The sequence below is a fragment of the Achromobacter sp. RT286_PF genome, from assembly GCF_059760425.1.
This window is the reverse complement of the sequence record NZ_JCBAMR010000019.1, coordinates 59,009-74,447: the sequence shown is the minus strand read 5'-3', so window position 1 is coordinate 74,447 and position 15,439 is coordinate 59,009. Positions and strand designations below refer to the sequence as shown.

The following is a 15,439-nucleotide window of genomic DNA, read 5'->3' as shown; positions in this document are numbered from 1 at the left end:
ACCGGGGAATTCCATATTGTCAGCCTCCCATTTCTATCCGTTGCGCATCGCAATCCTGGATGATCATCCGGTAGTGCGGGCTGGCATGTCTGCCTACCTCTCGCAGAACCGGGACATTTTTGTCATCGGTGAGTTCGAGACCAGTCGCGACATGATTCGGGCGCTTGCGGCCCAGCCGGTCGACGTGCTTTTGATCGACTATTCGCTCGGCCCGGCCGAGGTCGACGGCATTTCGCTGATCAAGATGCTGCGCATCAAGTTTCCCGACGCGCGCATCTTGGTGTTTTCCGCGCTCTACGACCCCGCAACCGTTGCGTTGGCCTTGCGTTCCGGTGCGCACGGCTTTGTGGGCAAGGGCGGACGCGAAGAGGAAATCGTGCTGGCGCTGCGCAAGGTGGCGGCGGGCGGCATCTACTGCGATCCCCAGATGACGTATCTGCTGTCTGGCGCAAGCACCGAACAGATCGAGCCCTTGGCGGGCGCCACGCCTTCGGATGACACGAGCTTGTCCGCATCGACGAGCGGCCTGCTGGATGGCGCATCGTTGTCGGGTCGCGAACGTGAGGTGATTCGCTGCTTGCTCGCGGGCATGACCATTTCCGACATTGCGATCAAGTTTGGCCGCAGCCCCAAAACCATCAGTGCGCAAAAAGGCACGGCCTATCGAAAACTGGGCGTCACCACGGACAACGGCTTGTTCAAGCTGTGCGGGCTTTTGTAAGCCCAACGCTCACCGCCATGGACGGCGAACGGCCCCTGCTATCGATCCACCAATTCAAGCTGTAAGGTCGCCGACCATTCCGTCTGGTCCGCGACGCGTATGTCGGCATCGCTTACTTCCGGGTTCAACGCGATCTGGGCGGTAAGACTGCGTCCGGCGCGGCCGTTCTCCAGCATCACGATGTCTCCGGGCCGCAGGGCGATGCGGGGCTGAGCACCCTGGAGCGCGTCGGGGTTGATGACACGAGTTTCGTCGCCGTCAATCCGGACGTGGCTGAGCGTGACGTGCAAAGCACCGCTGCCTGCGAACTTGGCGGCGCCGAGATGTCCGGGGGCGGCATTCAGGCGCAGTGCGATGGGGCGCGCGGTAGGGCAGCTGACGGTCAGGGGCACCACACGCGGCTCAAGCCGGTAGCGCTGATTGCCATCCAGACTTAGCTGCCCAGCCGTGAAGCTGCCGTAGTCGACAACGGCTTGGCCGAATGACACCATGCAGCCCGCTGTCGGCGCTGCGGCTGCTGCGCGCGTCATGGACGGTGGGGGAGGCGCTTGCGCCGTGGCAGACGGGGTCCAGGCACCGGTCGCCAGCATCGTTGCCAGCGCCAGCGCGAGCCGACACGATCGAATGAGACGAGTGTGGGCGAGAGTCATGGGGTCCTTTTGCCATAGGCAAGGCTGCGGTCTTTTACGGGGTGCATGTCGCATTGGCACGTTCGTACAAGGCGTTCAGGTCCGGCGTATCGGCGATGTCGAATTCGAGCGTGCACGATGCCTCTTCCGATGGCGCCACGCTGAACGGCGTGGCGCCCGCCAGCATGTCGGGCAGGAATATCTGGCCGCCGCTGCCCACCAGCGTGACGAACACGCCGTTGGCATCCAGCACGGCTGCGCCCTTGGGTACCGGCGTGCCGTCAGCGTAGGCGGCGGTCACAAGCGCGCGGCGCACCTTGACTACCGTGAAGTCCACCGCCGACACCGACCCGCGCGCCGGATCCAGGCTGTAGCGTCCGTTGATCAAGTCCACATTGCGCGCGAGCGATGCCGTGGCGACCTGGATCTGCCCGTTACGGTAGGCCGACAGCGACGGGATGACGGCCCGGCCCCAGGGGTCGGTCCACACGTTGCCGGCCGGCGTGCTCAGGCGCACGCCCGACAGGCCGCCAACGGACGCGATGGCGAACGTGTCCTGCACGCGGTAGGGCGAAAAGCTCAAGCCATGTGCGTGGCCGACCAGCCCGCCGCGAACGCGCGCGGAATGGCTGTATCCGCCCTTGAAGCTGCTAGCCGCCAGGTTCAGTTGTGTATAGGCTGAATTGACACCGACCGAGCCGGAATAACTCGTCTGGCCGTGCGAGCCGGAACTGGCCGCCAGGGTATAGCTGCTTTGCTCGCTGATGGCGCCGCCGGTATTGACGCCGTAGCTCATGCCGTTGTCTTGCCGTTGCATCGACGCGCTGACGCTTTGCTTGCCCAAGGGCAAGCTCACATTCAGGTACATCAGGTCGCCCTGGTTGCGGTGGCTGGAACCCATGTCACGCTCGAATGACAGCGACACGTTGGCCCGACCGAAGCTCTTGCCCCAACTGAAAATGCCGCGCCGCGACAAATGGCCGCGCGTGCTTTGGGATTCGCTGACGTTCATGCTGAAGCCGCCCAGCTTGGATCCGCTCCAGCCCAATCCCGCGCTGATCTGCTGCTTGATGCGGTCTTCGCGAAGGTTCGGGTACCACTGTGTACCGTTCACCGGCCTGTTGGCGTAGTCCAGCACTTCGCTGTAGCCATCCGTGCGACGCAGCAGCGACAGGTTCGAGGACACGCCCGGTAGAACTTGCGCCGCGACGGAAATGATGTGCTGGGCGCCGCTGCGCCCCGTATGGGAATTTTGCGAAAAAGTGCTCTGTACGCCGGTCTGGATGTTGCCGGGCAGAGCCAGATCCGTGCGGGCGCCGACCGAGCGATAGTCCTGCGTCAACAACAAGCCGGCCGCGACGTTGGCGCGCCTGCCCAATGCGATGCCGTATTCCGCCGCCACGACCGGCCGGGAGTCGCCACCTGCCGAGTCCGGTTGCCGCAGCATGCCCAGGCCGCCGGTGAATCCGGTGGCTGCGCCAACGCGATCCACCTGCAACGCCGCCGCCGGCACGTAAAACACGCGCTCTTCGCCCGAGGCTTCGTGAACGACGACCTCAAGATCTTGCGTCAACGACCGGGGCAGTACATCGGTCATGGTGAACGGGCCGGGAGGCACGATGGCGGAGGCTAGTGAAATACCGTTCTGCCGAACTTCGACGCGCGCCTGCGTGTGGGCGATGCCGCTAATGGGGGGGCCTGCGCGATCGTTGCTTTGTAGTGCGGTTTCCGGAAACAGCTGCATGCCGTTGACGGGAACGCCGGCAAACAGCGAGCCGCGCAGATTGATTTGCCCCGCCTGAAAGGTGGTGTGCCACGTGGAAAACGTGCGTTGCGCGTAAGCATCTACGTGGTTCCACGTCGACTTCCCACCGCTATTGGAATAGCTGCTGTTGCTGCGCAGGATCCAGTCGTTCACGTTCAGGCCCAGTTCGGTATAAGCCTGCAGATAGTTCGACCTTCCGCCGATATGGCGTGTCTGGCTGGAAAGCACGTCGTAGTTCAGGATGGCTGCGCGGCCGCCGGATTGATAGATCGTGGCGGTGTGTGATCGATTTATTGCGCCCGGGGGCGCGACGATGTCCACGGTCATGCGCTCGGGCTGTAGCGCGATGGTCGTAGTGGGCCAGGCTTGAAGAAATGAGTCCGGACAGGCGTGAGAGTCGCCGCCTTGCGCTTCGGACACCTTCAGTTCGGCCAAGGTCAGCAATTCCGGCGTCAGGCAGAGCTTGCCGCCGGCATCGAATGTGGCCAAGGCACGCCCGACGCCGCGCCCGTTGACGCTCAGGTGCACGGTGTGCTGCCCCGGCAGGAATTGCGGTCCGTTCTTGAAGTGCGATGCGATGGCCGGATTCAAGCCGCGCGTTTTCAGGGTTTCAAGGTCGAACCCGCCCGTACCGGATTGCGCGATGGCAGCCCGGTGCAGGCACAGCAGGAGGCTTGCGGCGACGAAGGCGCCACCGCGAGCATTGCGTAAGCGGTTGCAGAACATGAAAACCATGAGTGAGCCTGGCGCGCAACGCCCGCCAGACCCCGGTCATTGAGTCTGGCGAGCAAGGCCAAGCGGGTTGATGCCCCGTGGGGGCACGATGCGGTCAGTTCTTGATAGGCGCGTCGAAGGACGAGACTTGATAGCCGTAGACGCTGGCGGGGTACAGGCGAACGCTTGACTGCGCTGCTTGCAGGGGCGCGTCCGTGCCGACCAGTTGTAGCGTTTCACCCGGCAAGATGTAGGTCTTGGGCAGGATCAGCGCCTGGTCGGACGGTTGCACATTGACGCGTTGGTCCATGCGCACGATGTAGGGGCTGGGGTTGTGCACCGTCAGCTTGCCGTCGTGAGCGGCCCACTGCAGCGAGCGCCACGGGGCGTTGTCGTTGGGGACTTTCTTGGGCAGCGCAATCAGCGGGAGATCCTGCCGGATGGTCAGGTGGAGCTTGTTGCCCTGTTCGCCGGTTTGCGGAATGCCTTCGAAAATGGCGCGCTTCATGCGCTGCGCGTCCAGCGGCTTGTCGTGGGTAAGCAGAAAGCGAACCAGCTGCGTTTTGCCAGGAGCCACCACGGCAGCGGGCGGCGAGACCATGACCCAGTTGTCCTGGTCTTCGGCAATGTGTTCGATCATGGAGATCAGCAGCACGGGCTCGTCGCCCGTGTTCTTGATGCCGATCGTGCCTTCGCCGGTTGCTTCGTGCACCAGCACGACCGAGGTTTCAGGCTGTATGCCCATGGCAAGGGCTTGGCTGGCGGGAAAAAGGACTGCAAAAAGGGTTGCCGCGACGATTCGCGGAAAGGAATTCTTGAACATGGGGATATCGCTAAGGCATCGGCCGGAAGGGCCTGGGAAGCATTGCAGTGTAGGAACCTGATTCCTGGCTTGATATAGGCGAGCGCCTATTTCCGGATGTTCAAGTGCAGTGGGCCGGAGCATTGTCGGTCCGGCCCACTTGCGCGCCGCGTGTGGCGGGCTGGCGTATCATCGGCCGCTTTGCGGCGTCACCCTTTTTGGCGTCACCCTTTCGGCGTCACGTTTTGCGGTTCTCGTAGGACGTTTCCAGGATGTCGTCCTCGGGCGTGATGACACCGGGTTCGCCCGGTTGCGCGACGGCGCGTCCGTCACGCGGCATGCCCGCCACGGTCTTGCTCTGGTCCGGCATCGGCAGCGTCTCCGTGCCTTTGCGCGGGTCCGTGGGCGGACGCGGGTCGACGTCTTTGGTGTTGGTGGCGGCGTTCGGGTCAGGGGCAGTTTTCAACATGGCTCATGCTCCGCTTGCGGGCGTCCCAAGATGGCGACGCGCCTGGTTTGCTGAGTTTTATCTTAGTCGCTGCGCGCGCCGACGCGGCCGTTGAGCCTGTCACGTTTGCAAGGGGCTGTTGCAGGAGCAGAACCTTATAATTTCCGGCGATCGGGCAGTCCGCCACTTTGTACCGCTGCTTCACCGCCACCTTTTCATTGCGCGCCTTTGCACCGCGCCGGCATTTCATCGCAGTCCTGCCGGCCCGGCCCTACACGCTTAACAACCTTCACCGCCGCCCTCCTTGACCGACTCCATCGAACGCTCCGTCCATACCGAACTTGTCGCCGTGCTTGTCGCCGTGACGCATGGCGAGCCGCGTGTGTTGACGACGGATGACGCCAGCGCCTTGCCGGCCGGCCCTTTCGAGCTGTCGCATCGGTCGTTGCAGGCGGGGCTGCGCGCGTGGGTGGAAACCCAGACCCACCACCCCCTGGGTTACGTCGAGCAGCTCTACACCTTTGCCGATGGCGACCGCTCCGACGAATCCGGCGCGCGCGTCATGTCGGTCAGCTATCTGGGGCTGACGCGTGAAGCCGGCGAAACCGGCGTGGCGCAGGTGGGCTGGCAAGACTGGTATCGCTACTTTCCGTGGGAAGACCGGCGCACCGGCACGCCCGCCCTGGTCGACGAGCTGATCGTGCCGCGCCTGGCGCAGTGGTGCGCCGCCAGTGACGACGACGCCGTGCGTACACGCCGCCAGCAGCGCGTGGCCATCACCTTCGGGCTGGACGGGGCCGCCTGGAACGAAGACATGGTGCTGCAGCGCTACGAATTGCTGTTCGAAGCCGGCTTGGTGCCCGAGGCCGCGCGGCGCGGCGACGGCGACTTTGCAGCCGCCATACCCGGCCAATCGATGCGCCACGATCACCGCCGCATTCTGGCGACGGGCATCGCCCGCTTGCGCGCCAAGATCAAATACCGCCCCGTGGTGTTTGAATTGATGCCGGCCGAGTTCACCTTGCTACAGCTGCAAATGGCCGTCGAGGCCCTGGCTGGGCGCGCCTTGCATAAACAGAATTTCCGTCGGCTGATCGAGCAACAGGCGCTGGTCGAAGAGACCGGCGACATGGCGACCGGCACGGCGGGCCGTCCCGCCAAGCTGTTTCGGTTCCGTCGCGACGTGCTGCTTGAACGCGCCATCGCCGGTAGCAAATTGCCCTTGTCTCGCGCGTTATGACGCTTGACAAGGGTTATGCTCGTCTCTAGCATAAGTGCTGCGCATTCACTGCGCGCCTTTTTTTTAACTCACAAATACTCAAAATGAGCATTAAAGCCGAAGCGCCCTTGACCGCCTCTCGCCTGGCGGTGCCTCCCCTGCCGGATGTCATGCTTGAGCCCCTGGTGCGCGCCGCCTTGCTGGAAGACCTGGGCCGTGCCGGCGACCTGACCACCGACGCCATCGTGCCGCACGACGCCGTTGCAGAAACGCGGCTGGTATCGCGGCAAGCCGGCGTGCTGGCCGGCCTGGATCTGGCGCGTCTGGCGTTTCGCGCCCTGGACCCGACCATCGAATTTCACGTCTCGCAGCGCGACGGCAGCGACCTGGCGCCAGGTACCGAAATCGCGCGCTTGCGCGGCAACGCCCGCGCCATGCTGACTGCCGAGCGCGTGGCGCTGAACTTCCTTTGCCACCTGAGCGGCGTGGCCAGCGCCACCGCCTCCATCGCGCGTGCCATTTCGGGCTACGGCGCACGCGTCACCTGCACCCGCAAGACCATGCCCGGCCTGCGCGCGGTGCAAAAGTACGCGGTGCGCGTGGGGGGCGGCAGCAATCACCGGTTCGGGCTGGACGACGCGGTGCTGATCAAGGACAACCACATCGCCCTGGCAGGCGGCGTGGCCACGGCGGTGCAGCGGGCGCGCGCGGGCGTGGGACACATGGTCAAGATCGAGCTTGAAGTCGACACGCTGGCGCAGTTGGAAGTTGCGTTGTCGCTGGGTGTGGACGTGGTGCTGCTGGACAACATGAGCCTGGATGATTTGCGGCGCGCCGTCGCCATGGCGCGTGGGCGTGCGATCACGGAAGCCTCGGGCCGCATCACGCCCGAGACCGCCGCTGCCGTAGCCGCCACGGGCGTGGACCAGATCGCCGTTGGTTGGTTGACCCACAGCGCCAAGGTGCTGGACATTGGCCTGGACGCCTGAGAGCCCGTCATGAAACGCCTGCTTCAAGCCAGCCTTGCGTTGTTGATCCTGCCGCTGGCGTCATGCGGCAACTCGCCGTCGGGCGAGGCGCCAATGGACGCGGCGTATCCCGCGCATCCGATCACCATCGTGGTTACCTTCCCGCCGGGCGGCGGCACGGACCTGCTGGCACGCCGCATCGGCGCCAGCCTGCAAACGCAGCTGGGCCAGGCCGTGGTGGTTGAAAACCGCCCAGGCGCCAGCGGCAACATCGGCGCGCGTCTCGTGGCGGAAGCGCCACCCGACGGCTACACGCTGCTGATGGTGAACAGTTCGTTCGCCATCAACCCGGGCGTGTATCGCAATCTGGGCTTTTCGCCCAAGCAGGATTTCGCCGCCGTGATCAATGTGGCGTTCGTGCCATCGGTGTTTGTGGTGCCGGCGGGCTCGCCGCTGCACACGCTGGATGATGCGCTGGCAGCGGCGTTGCCGGGCAAGCCGCTACCGTTTGCCTCGTGCGGCAACGGCACGCCGCAACACCTGGCGGGCGAAATGCTGGCGCGCGCCACGGGTGCTGTGTTGCAGCAGGTACCGTACAAGGGATGCGGTCCGGCGTTGACCGACGTGGCGGCGGGGCAGGTGGCGATGGGTGTCGTTACAGCGTCCAGCGCGGCGCCCTTGATTGCCGCTGGCAAGCTGCGCGCATTGGCGGTGACCTCTCCCAAGCGTTCACCGCTGATGCCGACGGTGCCGACGGTTGCCGAGCAGGGCGTTGCGGGCTACGCGCTGGATCAGTGGCATGGTCTCTTGGCCCCGGCGGCCACGCCACGTGCCGTCATCGAAAAGTTGAACGCAGCGGTGGCAAAAATCGTCAGCCAGCCTGATACCCAGGCTTCGCTGCGGGAACAGGGCTTCACGCCCGCCAGCAGCACGCCGCGCGAATTCCAGTCGATGATCCATGCGGATATCGACCGGTACACGGCGCTGACGGCATCAATCGGCTTGCGGGCGGACTGAGGGAAGGACTGAGCGGCGCCTTAAGCCCGCTCAGGCCACCGCGCTCTTGGCGTGCTGTTCCAGCTTTTCCTTCAAGCCGGGTTCCAGCTTGAGCTGCCGCGCCAGCTCGTCCAGATAGGCGCGTTCCATATAGCTTTCTTCATCGACGACAAGCAGGCTGGCCAGATACATTTCGGCGGCCATCTCGGGTGTTTTAGCTGACTGGGCCACAGCCGCGGGGTCCAGCGGCCGCGACAATTCCGTTTCCAGCCATTGGCGGTCTTGCGCGTCGGATGACAGCTTGGCCAGCTCCGTTTCCAGCAGGCCGCGCTCTTCGGGCCCGATGTGGCCGTCAGCCTTGGCAGCGCCGATCATGGCGGTCAAAACGGCGTTGCTGTGCTGCTCGGCCTCGGGCGCGGGCAGACGGTCCAGGGTTTGAGGCGGCGCGGCCTGGGCGCCACCGGCCTGGTTACGCTGCCAGTCGCCATAAGCGCGGTAGGCCAGCGCGCCCAGCGCCGCCATGCCGCCGTACATGGCGACCTTTCCGCCGATCTTGCGTGCCTTCTTGCTACCCATCAACAGTCCCAACGCGCCAGCGCCCAGCGCGCCGCCGCCCAGGCCGGTCAGGAACGAGCCCTTGCCGCCGGCGGCGCCGCCCGTCGCACCTTGCACGCGGTTGGTGGCATCAGCCAGCAGGCCTTGGCCCGATTGCAGCAGTTGATCAAGAAGTTGTCTGGCGCTCATGCGGCCCCCTTTTATGTCGATACAGTCGGTGCGTTCAGTTCGTGAACGCGGATAGGGATATCCGACCGCCGCATGGGCAATAAGTTCAGCTTGTTGTCAGCCGTCAAAATCTGTCGTCGGATGCTACAACGTCAGCTTCAGGCGACCACCACGGGCGCCTATCCCAAGAGACCCCAGCCATGAGCATCCGCGTCCATCAGAATGCGCCCGACATCCTGCAATTCACCGCCACGGCAGAAGGCCACGCCTTGCCGGTGGCGATGCCCAAGCCGCAAGGCGATGGACCTGATCCGCATGATTATTTCGACACCGCGCTGGGCGGTTGCAAGGCGTTGACGCTGATGGTCTACGCGCAGCGCAAGGGCTTGCCGTTGACGTCGGTGGATGTGGAAGTGGTGCGTGATGCCAGCGAAGAGCGCAAGGGCGTCTATCGCTTGACGGCTAAGCTGACGCTCAATGGCGAGCTGTCGGACGCCCACATCGATGAATTGCTGGCAGTGGCCGAAAAGTGCCCGATTCACAAGCTGATGACAGCGGTGGACGTGCAGGTGTCCACGCTGGTGGTGCGCGCGGCCTGATACGGCGTCCCGATACGGCGTCCTGATACTGCGGGCCGATACGGCGGCCGAGCGGCCATCTTGCCGCCCGCCCGCCGCAAGATCAGTCTTCCATGCCCGGAACGACGGTCGAGAAGCCGGCGTCCACGTGGGTGATCTCGCCCGTGACGCCCGCCGCCAGATCCGACAGCATGAATGCCGCCACGTTGCCCACGTCGTCGATGGTGACGTTGCGGCGCAGCGGCGCTTGCGCTTCCACGAACTTGAGGATGGCCGAGAAGTCCTTGATGCCACTGGCGGCCAGCGTCTTGATGGGGCCGGCCGAAATGCCGTTGGCGCGGATGCCGCGCGGGCCCAGCGCCGTGGCCAGGTAGCGCACGCTGGCTTCCAGCGACGCCTTGGCCAGGCCCATGGTGTTGTAGTTGGGGACCACGCGTTCGGCGCCCAGGTAAGTCAGGGTCAGCACCGAACCGTTGCGGCCTTCCATCAGGGGCAGGGCGGCCTTGGCCATGGCGGCGAAGCTGTAGGCCGAAATGTCATGGGCGATGCGAAAGCCCTCGCGCGACAGGCCGTCCAGGAAGTTGCCGGCGATGGCTTCGCGCGGGGCAAAGCCAATCGAGTGCACCAAGCCGTCCAGGCCGTCCCAGTGCTTGCCCAGTTCGGCGAAGGCGCCTTCGATCTCGCTGTCTTCGGCCACGTCGCAAGGCAGCACGATCTTGCTGCCGAATTCGGCGGCAAATTCAACGACGCGTTCCTTGAAGCGGTCGCCCACATAGGTGAACGCCAGCTCGGCGCCTTGCTGGTGACAGGCGCGCGCAATGCCGTAGGCGATGGATCGGTTTGATAGCACCCCGGTGACGAGAATGCGCTTGCCGGCGAGAAAGCCCATGATGGTTCCTTTGATTTTTTCCTGCTGAAAGACCGCCCATTTTAAGGAGTTTGGCGGCGTCGCGTACTTGTAAAAACGGCGCCGTTGCCGGGCGCCGTTTTTGGGGGCTGCGGGCTGGGATCAGCCGCGGGCGTTCGTGCCCGGCACGCGCAAGGCGGTACCGACCTTGAGCGCGCTGCCCTTCAGGTTGTTCAGCGCACGCAGGGCGTCCACCGATGTGCCGTACTGTTTGGCCAGCGAGAACAACGTGTCGCCCGGGCGGACCTTGTGCGTGCGCACATTGGGCCGGGCGCTGGCTACGCGGGCGGCGGGTGCCGGGGCGGCACGGCCACGCGGCGCGGCGGCCTTGGTGTCGGTGGGGGCCTGTTCCAGCGCGCCCACGGGGGCGGCCAGGGATGCCAGTTGCACGCCACCGGTGCCGGGCTCGCCGGGCACCAGCAGCGCCTGGCCCGAGGCCGACTTCTGGCGCGAGCCGATGTCGTTGGTTTCGCGCAGCTTGGCTTCTGTCACGCCGAAACGCTTGGCGATGGACGCGTAGGACTCACCACGGCGCGAATGGTAGATCTTCCAGGCGGACAGGTCGCCCTTGTAGTTCGTCAGGTTCGCGTTGAAGATTTCGACGCGGTCGGCCGGCAGCAACAGCGTGGGGCCGTGGTCGCCACGGATGACCGGGCGGTTGAACGACGGATTCAATGCCTTGAATTCGTCCAGCGGCATTTCGGCCAGCTTGGCGGCGATTTCAAGATCGATGTCGCTGTTCTTTTGCACCGTCACGAAGTAGGGCGTGTTGCCCACCGGGGGCAGCGCCACCGCGTAGCGTTGCGGGTCGGCAATGATGTTCTTGATGGCCTGCAACTTGGGCACGTAGTTGCGCGTTTCGTCGGGCATGTTCAGGGACAGGTAGTCCGTGTTCTGGCCGGCCGCTTCGTTCTTGGCCATGGCGCGTTGCACCGAGCCTTCGCCCCAGTTGTAGGACGCCAGGGCCAGATACCAGTCGCCCTGCATCTCGAACAGCTTTTCAAGATAGTCCAGCGCGGCGTTGGTCGACGCGATGGGGTCGCGGCGTTCGTCGCGCCACCAATCCTGCTTCAAGTTGAAGTGCGTGCCGGTGGCCGGCACGAACTGCCACAGGCCGGAAGCCTGCGCGCGGGACAGGGCAGTGGGGTTGTAGGCGCTTTCCACGAAGGGCAGCAGCGCCAGTTCGGTGGGCAGGCCGCGGCGGTTGATTTCGTCGACGATGAAGTACAGGTACTTGCCCGCGCGCTCGGCCATGCGCTGAACCGCCTCGGGGTGGGACGCGTAATAGTCGGTCCACTGCTGCGAGAGGTCGGTATTCAGGTTGGGAATGGCGAAACCGCGGCGGATGCGGTCCCAGGCGTCGCTGGGCGGGTTGGTCAGGTCAACCGTTCTGGACGTATCCCGGGCGATGTAACGCCCTTGGGAATTGGTGGTGAGGTTCTTGCTATCGGGGGCTTTCGTTCCTGCGCAACCGGCGAGGACTGCCAACATGAGCGGCAGAAGGAGTCGGGATAGATTCATCAGGCGGTCACTTGAAATCGTTCTTCCATTCACGCAGGGAGGCAAACACCTCTACCGGCGTAGGTTGATTGTTTCCGGCCCAGTTGGCTGCGGCACGGATCACGTCCACTTGCTGCGTACGCAAAAACGGGTTCGTCGCGCGTTCCTGACCGATTGTCGATGGAAGCGTGGGAAGACCTTCTGCTCGTAATTGCTGGGCTCGCTGATACCACTGATGCAGGGTGCGATTGGCGGGATCCACAGCCAATGCCCAGCGCAAGTTGGCTAGAGTGTACTCGTGCGCGCAAAAAACCTGTGTATCTGGCGGTAAAACGGAAAATTTTTCCAAGGAATCATGCATTTGCGCGGGAGTTCCCTCGAAAAGCCGGCCGCAACCGCCCGCAAACAGGGTGTCGCCACAGAACAGGACCGGTTCTATCCCGGCTGCCCGGCCCGTGTACGCGATGTGCCCGGCGGTGTGTCCCGGCACATCCAGCACCCTCAGATCCAGGTCCAGTTCGGGCAGCGTCACCCGGTCGCCCTCGGCCAGCGGAACATCGCAGCGCGGCAATGTTTCGCGGGCCGGACCGTATACGGTAAGGTCCGCCATGCGTGACAATTCAAGTACACCGCCCACATGGTCGCCATGATGGTGCGTGAGTAGAATGGCGCGCAGCCTCAAGCCTTCCTGCTCAAGCCATCGCAGCACCGGACCCGCTTCGCCCGGGTCCGCCACGGCGGCATTTTCGCCATGGACGATGGCCCAGATGTAGTTGTCGGTGAAGGCGGGTAGAGGCAAGACCGCGGCATGTTGCTCGCGGCCGCCTGCGGGGGCGGTCAAGGCTTGCATGAGATTCGAAGGAATAGAACGTGGCAGAAGAAACACCGCCGATTGTAGAACTGGCCGAATGGTTCCAGACGCCACCGGGGCAGTACGCCCTGGCCTGGGAACGGGCCCAGTTCGACGCGGCTGTCGCGGATGTGTTTGGCTATTATGCCTGGCAGGTCGGCCTGGCCGACATGAACCTGCTGCGCGCCAACCGCATGCCCTTCAAGGGCTATGTGGGCACCGAGACCCCGTCGCCCGAAAGCACCGCCGCCTGGCAGTCGCGCGTGGTGCTGGCCGAACCCGAGGCCTTGCCGTTCGAATCCCAAAGCGTCGATCTGCTGATCCTGCCGCATGCGTTTGAATGTACGCAGGACCCGCACAACGTGCTGCGCGAAGTGGAACGCGTGCTGGTGCCGGAAGGCCGGGTCGTCATTTCGGGCTTCAACCCCTGGAGCATGTGGGGCGCGCGCACGCGCATGCCCGGCATGGAGCCCTGGCTGCCGCAGCCGCCCTCGGCCCAGGTGTCGCTGGCGCGCTTGAAAGACTGGTTCAAGCTGTTGTCCCTGGAAGTCGACGACAGCCATTTCGGCTGCTATGCACCGGCTTGCCGCAGCGAAAAGTGGCTGCAACGCTGGGGCTTTCTGGAATCCGCGGGCGCACGCTGGTGGAGCCTGGGCGGCGCGGTGTATATGGTGTCGGCGGTGAAACGCGTGGCCGGCATGCGTATCATCGGCCCGGCCTGGAAAACCAAGCCCAAGCGGGCGCGCGCCGCCTCGGTGGTGGTCAACCGCCAGGCGGACGACGGCTTCGACCCTTTCTGAGAGCGGGCGGCGTCAGTTTCACATTGCACGAACAAGGATTTCAAAGCAGCACCATGCAGGACAACAAAGCGATCGATCAGAAAGTGGACATGTGGACGGACGGGGCCTGCAAGGGCAACCCCGGCCCGGGCGGTTGGGGCGTATTGCTGCGCGCCGGCGGCCACGAAAAGACCCTGCATGGCGGCGAGCTGCAAACCACCAATAACCGCATGGAGCTGATGGCGGTCATCGAGGGCCTGCGGGCGCTCAAGCGCACCTGCGTCGTCACCATCCACACGGACTCGCAGTACGTGATGAAGGGCATGACGGAATGGCTGGTGAACTGGAAGCGGCGCGGCTGGATGACGGCCGAGAAAAAGCCGGTCAAGAACGCCGAGCTCTGGCAGGCGCTGGATGAGCAGGTGCAGCGGCATCAGGTGTCGTGGCGCTGGGTGCGTGGCCACAACGGCGACGAAGGCAACGAACGCGCCGACCAGTTGGCCAATCTGGGCGTGGATCTGGCCCGCCGGGCCTGACCGCGTCCGCTGACGGCATCGGGATATACCCTGAAATCCGCCTTGTGAGGCGGATTTAGTCGTTTCATCCGGCGTCTGGATTGTTCCAGTATGTAAATTCGGGTGCTACAGTGCCTTCCCCCATTCCAGTTCCCGCGGCGCCGTCCAGGTGGGGAATACGGTGCGCGCCGCACCACCGCCACATACGCGCATGAAAAAAGCTGTACTGCTGGCCGCCGTCGCGGCCGGGTTGGCCGCGGGGGCCGCATTGGGCGTGTTCGTGCCGCGCTGGCTCGCGCCCGGCGCCTCGCCCACCGTCCAGGCGACCGCCAAGCCGGCCGCTGCGCCGGCCACGCCCGTTCGGGTCGAGGTCGCTTCCGTTAAAGAAATTCCGTTTGCCCGGGGCCTGTCCGCCGTGGGCAGCCTGCGTTCGGACGAGTCCGTCGTGCTGCGGCCCGAGGTGGTGGGCCGGATCCAGGCGATTGAATTCAAGGAAGGCCAGCCGGTGGCCCGGGGCCAGGTGCTGATCCGGCTGGATGATTCCGTGCCGCGCGCCGAGCTGGCGCAGGCCCGAGCCAACTTGACGCTGGCGCAAAGCCATTACCGGCGCGCCGTGGAATTGCAGGGCAAGGGCTTCGTCAGCCAACAGGCGCGCGACGAGTCCGCCAGCACGCTGAAGGTGCAGGAAGCCGCCGTGGCGCTGGCGCAGGCAAGGCTGGACAAGATGACGATATCGGCGCCGTTCGCCGGCATCGTCGGGCTGCGCAGCGTGTCCGTGGGCGACTACGTCAACCAGGGGCAGGACCTGGCGCCGCTGGAAGCCATCGACCCCTTGAAGGTGGACTTTCGCGTGCCCGAAATGTACTTGAGCAAAGTGGGCGTGGGCCAGCAACTGACGCTGCGCCTGGACGCGCTGCCCGGCCAGGAACGGCAAGGGCAGGTGTATGCCGTCAGCCCGCTGGTCGACGCGGGCGGCCGGTCCATCCTGCTGCGCGCCACCGTCGCCAACAAAGACGCCTTGCTGCGGCCGGGCATGTTCGCCCGCGTGCAGCTGCTGTTCAACCAGGACAAGGCGCTGGTCGCACCGGAAGCGGCGTTGTCGCCATCGGGCGAAACACAGTACGTTTACCGGGTCAAGGATGGCCGCGCCGAGAAGCGCGAAGTGACCATCGGCGAGCGCCGCGAAGGCCGGGTCGAAATCCTGACCGGCGTTGCGGTGGGCGATCAACTGGTGGTGGCGGGCATACAGCGCGTCACGGACGGCGGCGCGGTGAACGTCGTGGGCAGCGGCACGTGAGCCCGGCCACCTACTCTTTTTAGCGGTG

General features: G+C 64.8%; 16 protein-coding genes. 8 read left to right on the top strand and 8 right to left on the bottom strand.

Annotated elements, in window-relative coordinates; all coding sequences use genetic code 11:
* Positions 1-16: 16 nt before the first annotated feature.
* Complete coding sequence (locus tag AC6LJY_RS16385; protein ID WP_498136358.1) at positions 17-721, top strand: response regulator transcription factor; 705 nt, start codon at positions 17-19, stop codon at positions 719-721.
* A 38-nt stretch (positions 722-759) separates the two neighbouring features.
* On the opposite strand, the gene AC6LJY_RS16380 is transcribed toward AC6LJY_RS16385, so the two are convergent.
* The 4 genes from AC6LJY_RS16380 to AC6LJY_RS16365 form a co-directional block, all read right to left on the bottom strand.
* Entirely contained in the window at positions 760-1,212 is a 453-nt protein-coding gene (locus AC6LJY_RS16380; RefSeq protein WP_498136357.1) for a DUF1120 domain-containing protein, read from the bottom strand.
* Positions 1,213-1,405: 193 nt separating this feature from the next.
* Positions 1,406-3,850: a fimbria/pilus outer membrane usher protein gene (locus tag AC6LJY_RS16375; RefSeq protein WP_498136356.1), complete on the bottom strand. Its 2,445-nt coding sequence runs from the start codon at positions 3,848-3,850 to the stop codon at positions 1,406-1,408.
* Positions 3,851-3,944: 94 nt separating this feature from the next.
* Positions 3,945-4,652 (bottom strand): fimbria/pilus chaperone family protein, encoded by a 708-nt coding sequence (locus AC6LJY_RS16370; protein WP_498136355.1) that lies wholly within the window; start codon positions 4,650-4,652, stop codon positions 3,945-3,947.
* 217 nt (positions 4,653-4,869) lie between these two features.
* On the bottom strand, positions 4,870-5,100 hold the full coding sequence (locus AC6LJY_RS16365) for a hypothetical protein (RefSeq protein ID WP_046806124.1): 231 nt from the start codon (positions 5,098-5,100) through the stop codon (positions 4,870-4,872).
* A gap of 283 nt (positions 5,101-5,383) precedes the next feature.
* On the opposite strand from AC6LJY_RS16365, the gene AC6LJY_RS16360 reads away from it, so the two are divergent.
* From AC6LJY_RS16360 to AC6LJY_RS16350, 3 genes are all read left to right on the top strand, one after another.
* A complete protein-coding gene (locus tag AC6LJY_RS16360; RefSeq protein WP_219991675.1) occupies positions 5,384-6,319 on the top strand; it encodes an NUDIX hydrolase in 936 nt (311 codons plus the stop codon).
* An 83-nt stretch (positions 6,320-6,402) separates the two neighbouring features.
* On the top strand, positions 6,403-7,287 hold the full coding sequence (nadC, locus tag AC6LJY_RS16355) for a carboxylating nicotinate-nucleotide diphosphorylase (RefSeq protein WP_314360720.1): 885 nt from the start codon (positions 6,403-6,405) through the stop codon (positions 7,285-7,287).
* Between the two features lie 9 nt (positions 7,288-7,296).
* Complete coding sequence (locus AC6LJY_RS16350; RefSeq protein ID WP_498136354.1) at positions 7,297-8,283, top strand: tripartite tricarboxylate transporter substrate binding protein; 987 nt, start codon at positions 7,297-7,299, stop codon at positions 8,281-8,283.
* Positions 8,284-8,313: 30 nt separating this feature from the next.
* Here AC6LJY_RS16350 and AC6LJY_RS16345 read toward each other — a convergent pair whose 3' ends face one another.
* A complete protein-coding gene (locus AC6LJY_RS16345) occupies positions 8,314-9,006 on the bottom strand; it encodes a tellurite resistance TerB family protein (protein ID WP_046806128.1) in 693 nt (230 codons plus the stop codon).
* A gap of 179 nt (positions 9,007-9,185) precedes the next feature.
* On the opposite strand from AC6LJY_RS16345, the gene AC6LJY_RS16340 reads away from it, so the two are divergent.
* The gene (locus AC6LJY_RS16340) at positions 9,186-9,584 is read left to right on the top strand and encodes an OsmC family protein (RefSeq protein WP_046806129.1); all 399 of its coding nucleotides are present in this window, start codon (positions 9,186-9,188) and stop codon (positions 9,582-9,584) included.
* Between the two features lie 82 nt (positions 9,585-9,666).
* Here the strand turns inward: AC6LJY_RS16340 and fabI are convergent, their stop codons facing one another.
* The 3 genes from fabI to gloB all read right to left on the bottom strand — a co-directional run bounded on the left by fabI (position 9,667) and on the right by gloB (position 12,820).
* The gene (gene fabI, locus AC6LJY_RS16335; RefSeq protein ID WP_498136353.1) at positions 9,667-10,452 is read right to left on the bottom strand and encodes an enoyl-ACP reductase FabI; all 786 of its coding nucleotides are present in this window, start codon (positions 10,450-10,452) and stop codon (positions 9,667-9,669) included.
* A gap of 120 nt (positions 10,453-10,572) precedes the next feature.
* On the bottom strand, positions 10,573-11,991 hold the full coding sequence (locus tag AC6LJY_RS16330; protein ID WP_319307734.1) for a transglycosylase SLT domain-containing protein: 1,419 nt from the start codon (positions 11,989-11,991) through the stop codon (positions 10,573-10,575).
* A gap of 7 nt (positions 11,992-11,998) precedes the next feature.
* Positions 11,999-12,820, bottom strand: coding sequence for a hydroxyacylglutathione hydrolase (gene gloB, locus AC6LJY_RS16325; RefSeq protein WP_498136352.1), 822 nt, complete (start codon positions 12,818-12,820; stop codon positions 11,999-12,001).
* A gap of 20 nt (positions 12,821-12,840) precedes the next feature.
* On the opposite strand from gloB, the gene AC6LJY_RS16320 reads away from it, so the two are divergent.
* From AC6LJY_RS16320 to AC6LJY_RS16310, 3 genes are all read left to right on the top strand, one after another.
* Complete coding sequence (locus AC6LJY_RS16320) at positions 12,841-13,620, top strand: class I SAM-dependent methyltransferase (protein WP_498136351.1); 780 nt, start codon at positions 12,841-12,843, stop codon at positions 13,618-13,620.
* 53 nt (positions 13,621-13,673) lie between these two features.
* Positions 13,674-14,135 (top strand): ribonuclease HI, encoded by a 462-nt coding sequence (gene rnhA, locus AC6LJY_RS16315; protein WP_046806169.1) that lies wholly within the window; start codon positions 13,674-13,676, stop codon positions 14,133-14,135.
* Between the two features lie 190 nt (positions 14,136-14,325).
* Complete coding sequence (locus AC6LJY_RS16310; protein ID WP_498136350.1) at positions 14,326-15,411, top strand: efflux RND transporter periplasmic adaptor subunit; 1,086 nt, start codon at positions 14,326-14,328, stop codon at positions 15,409-15,411.
* Positions 15,412-15,439: the final 28 nt, after the last annotated feature.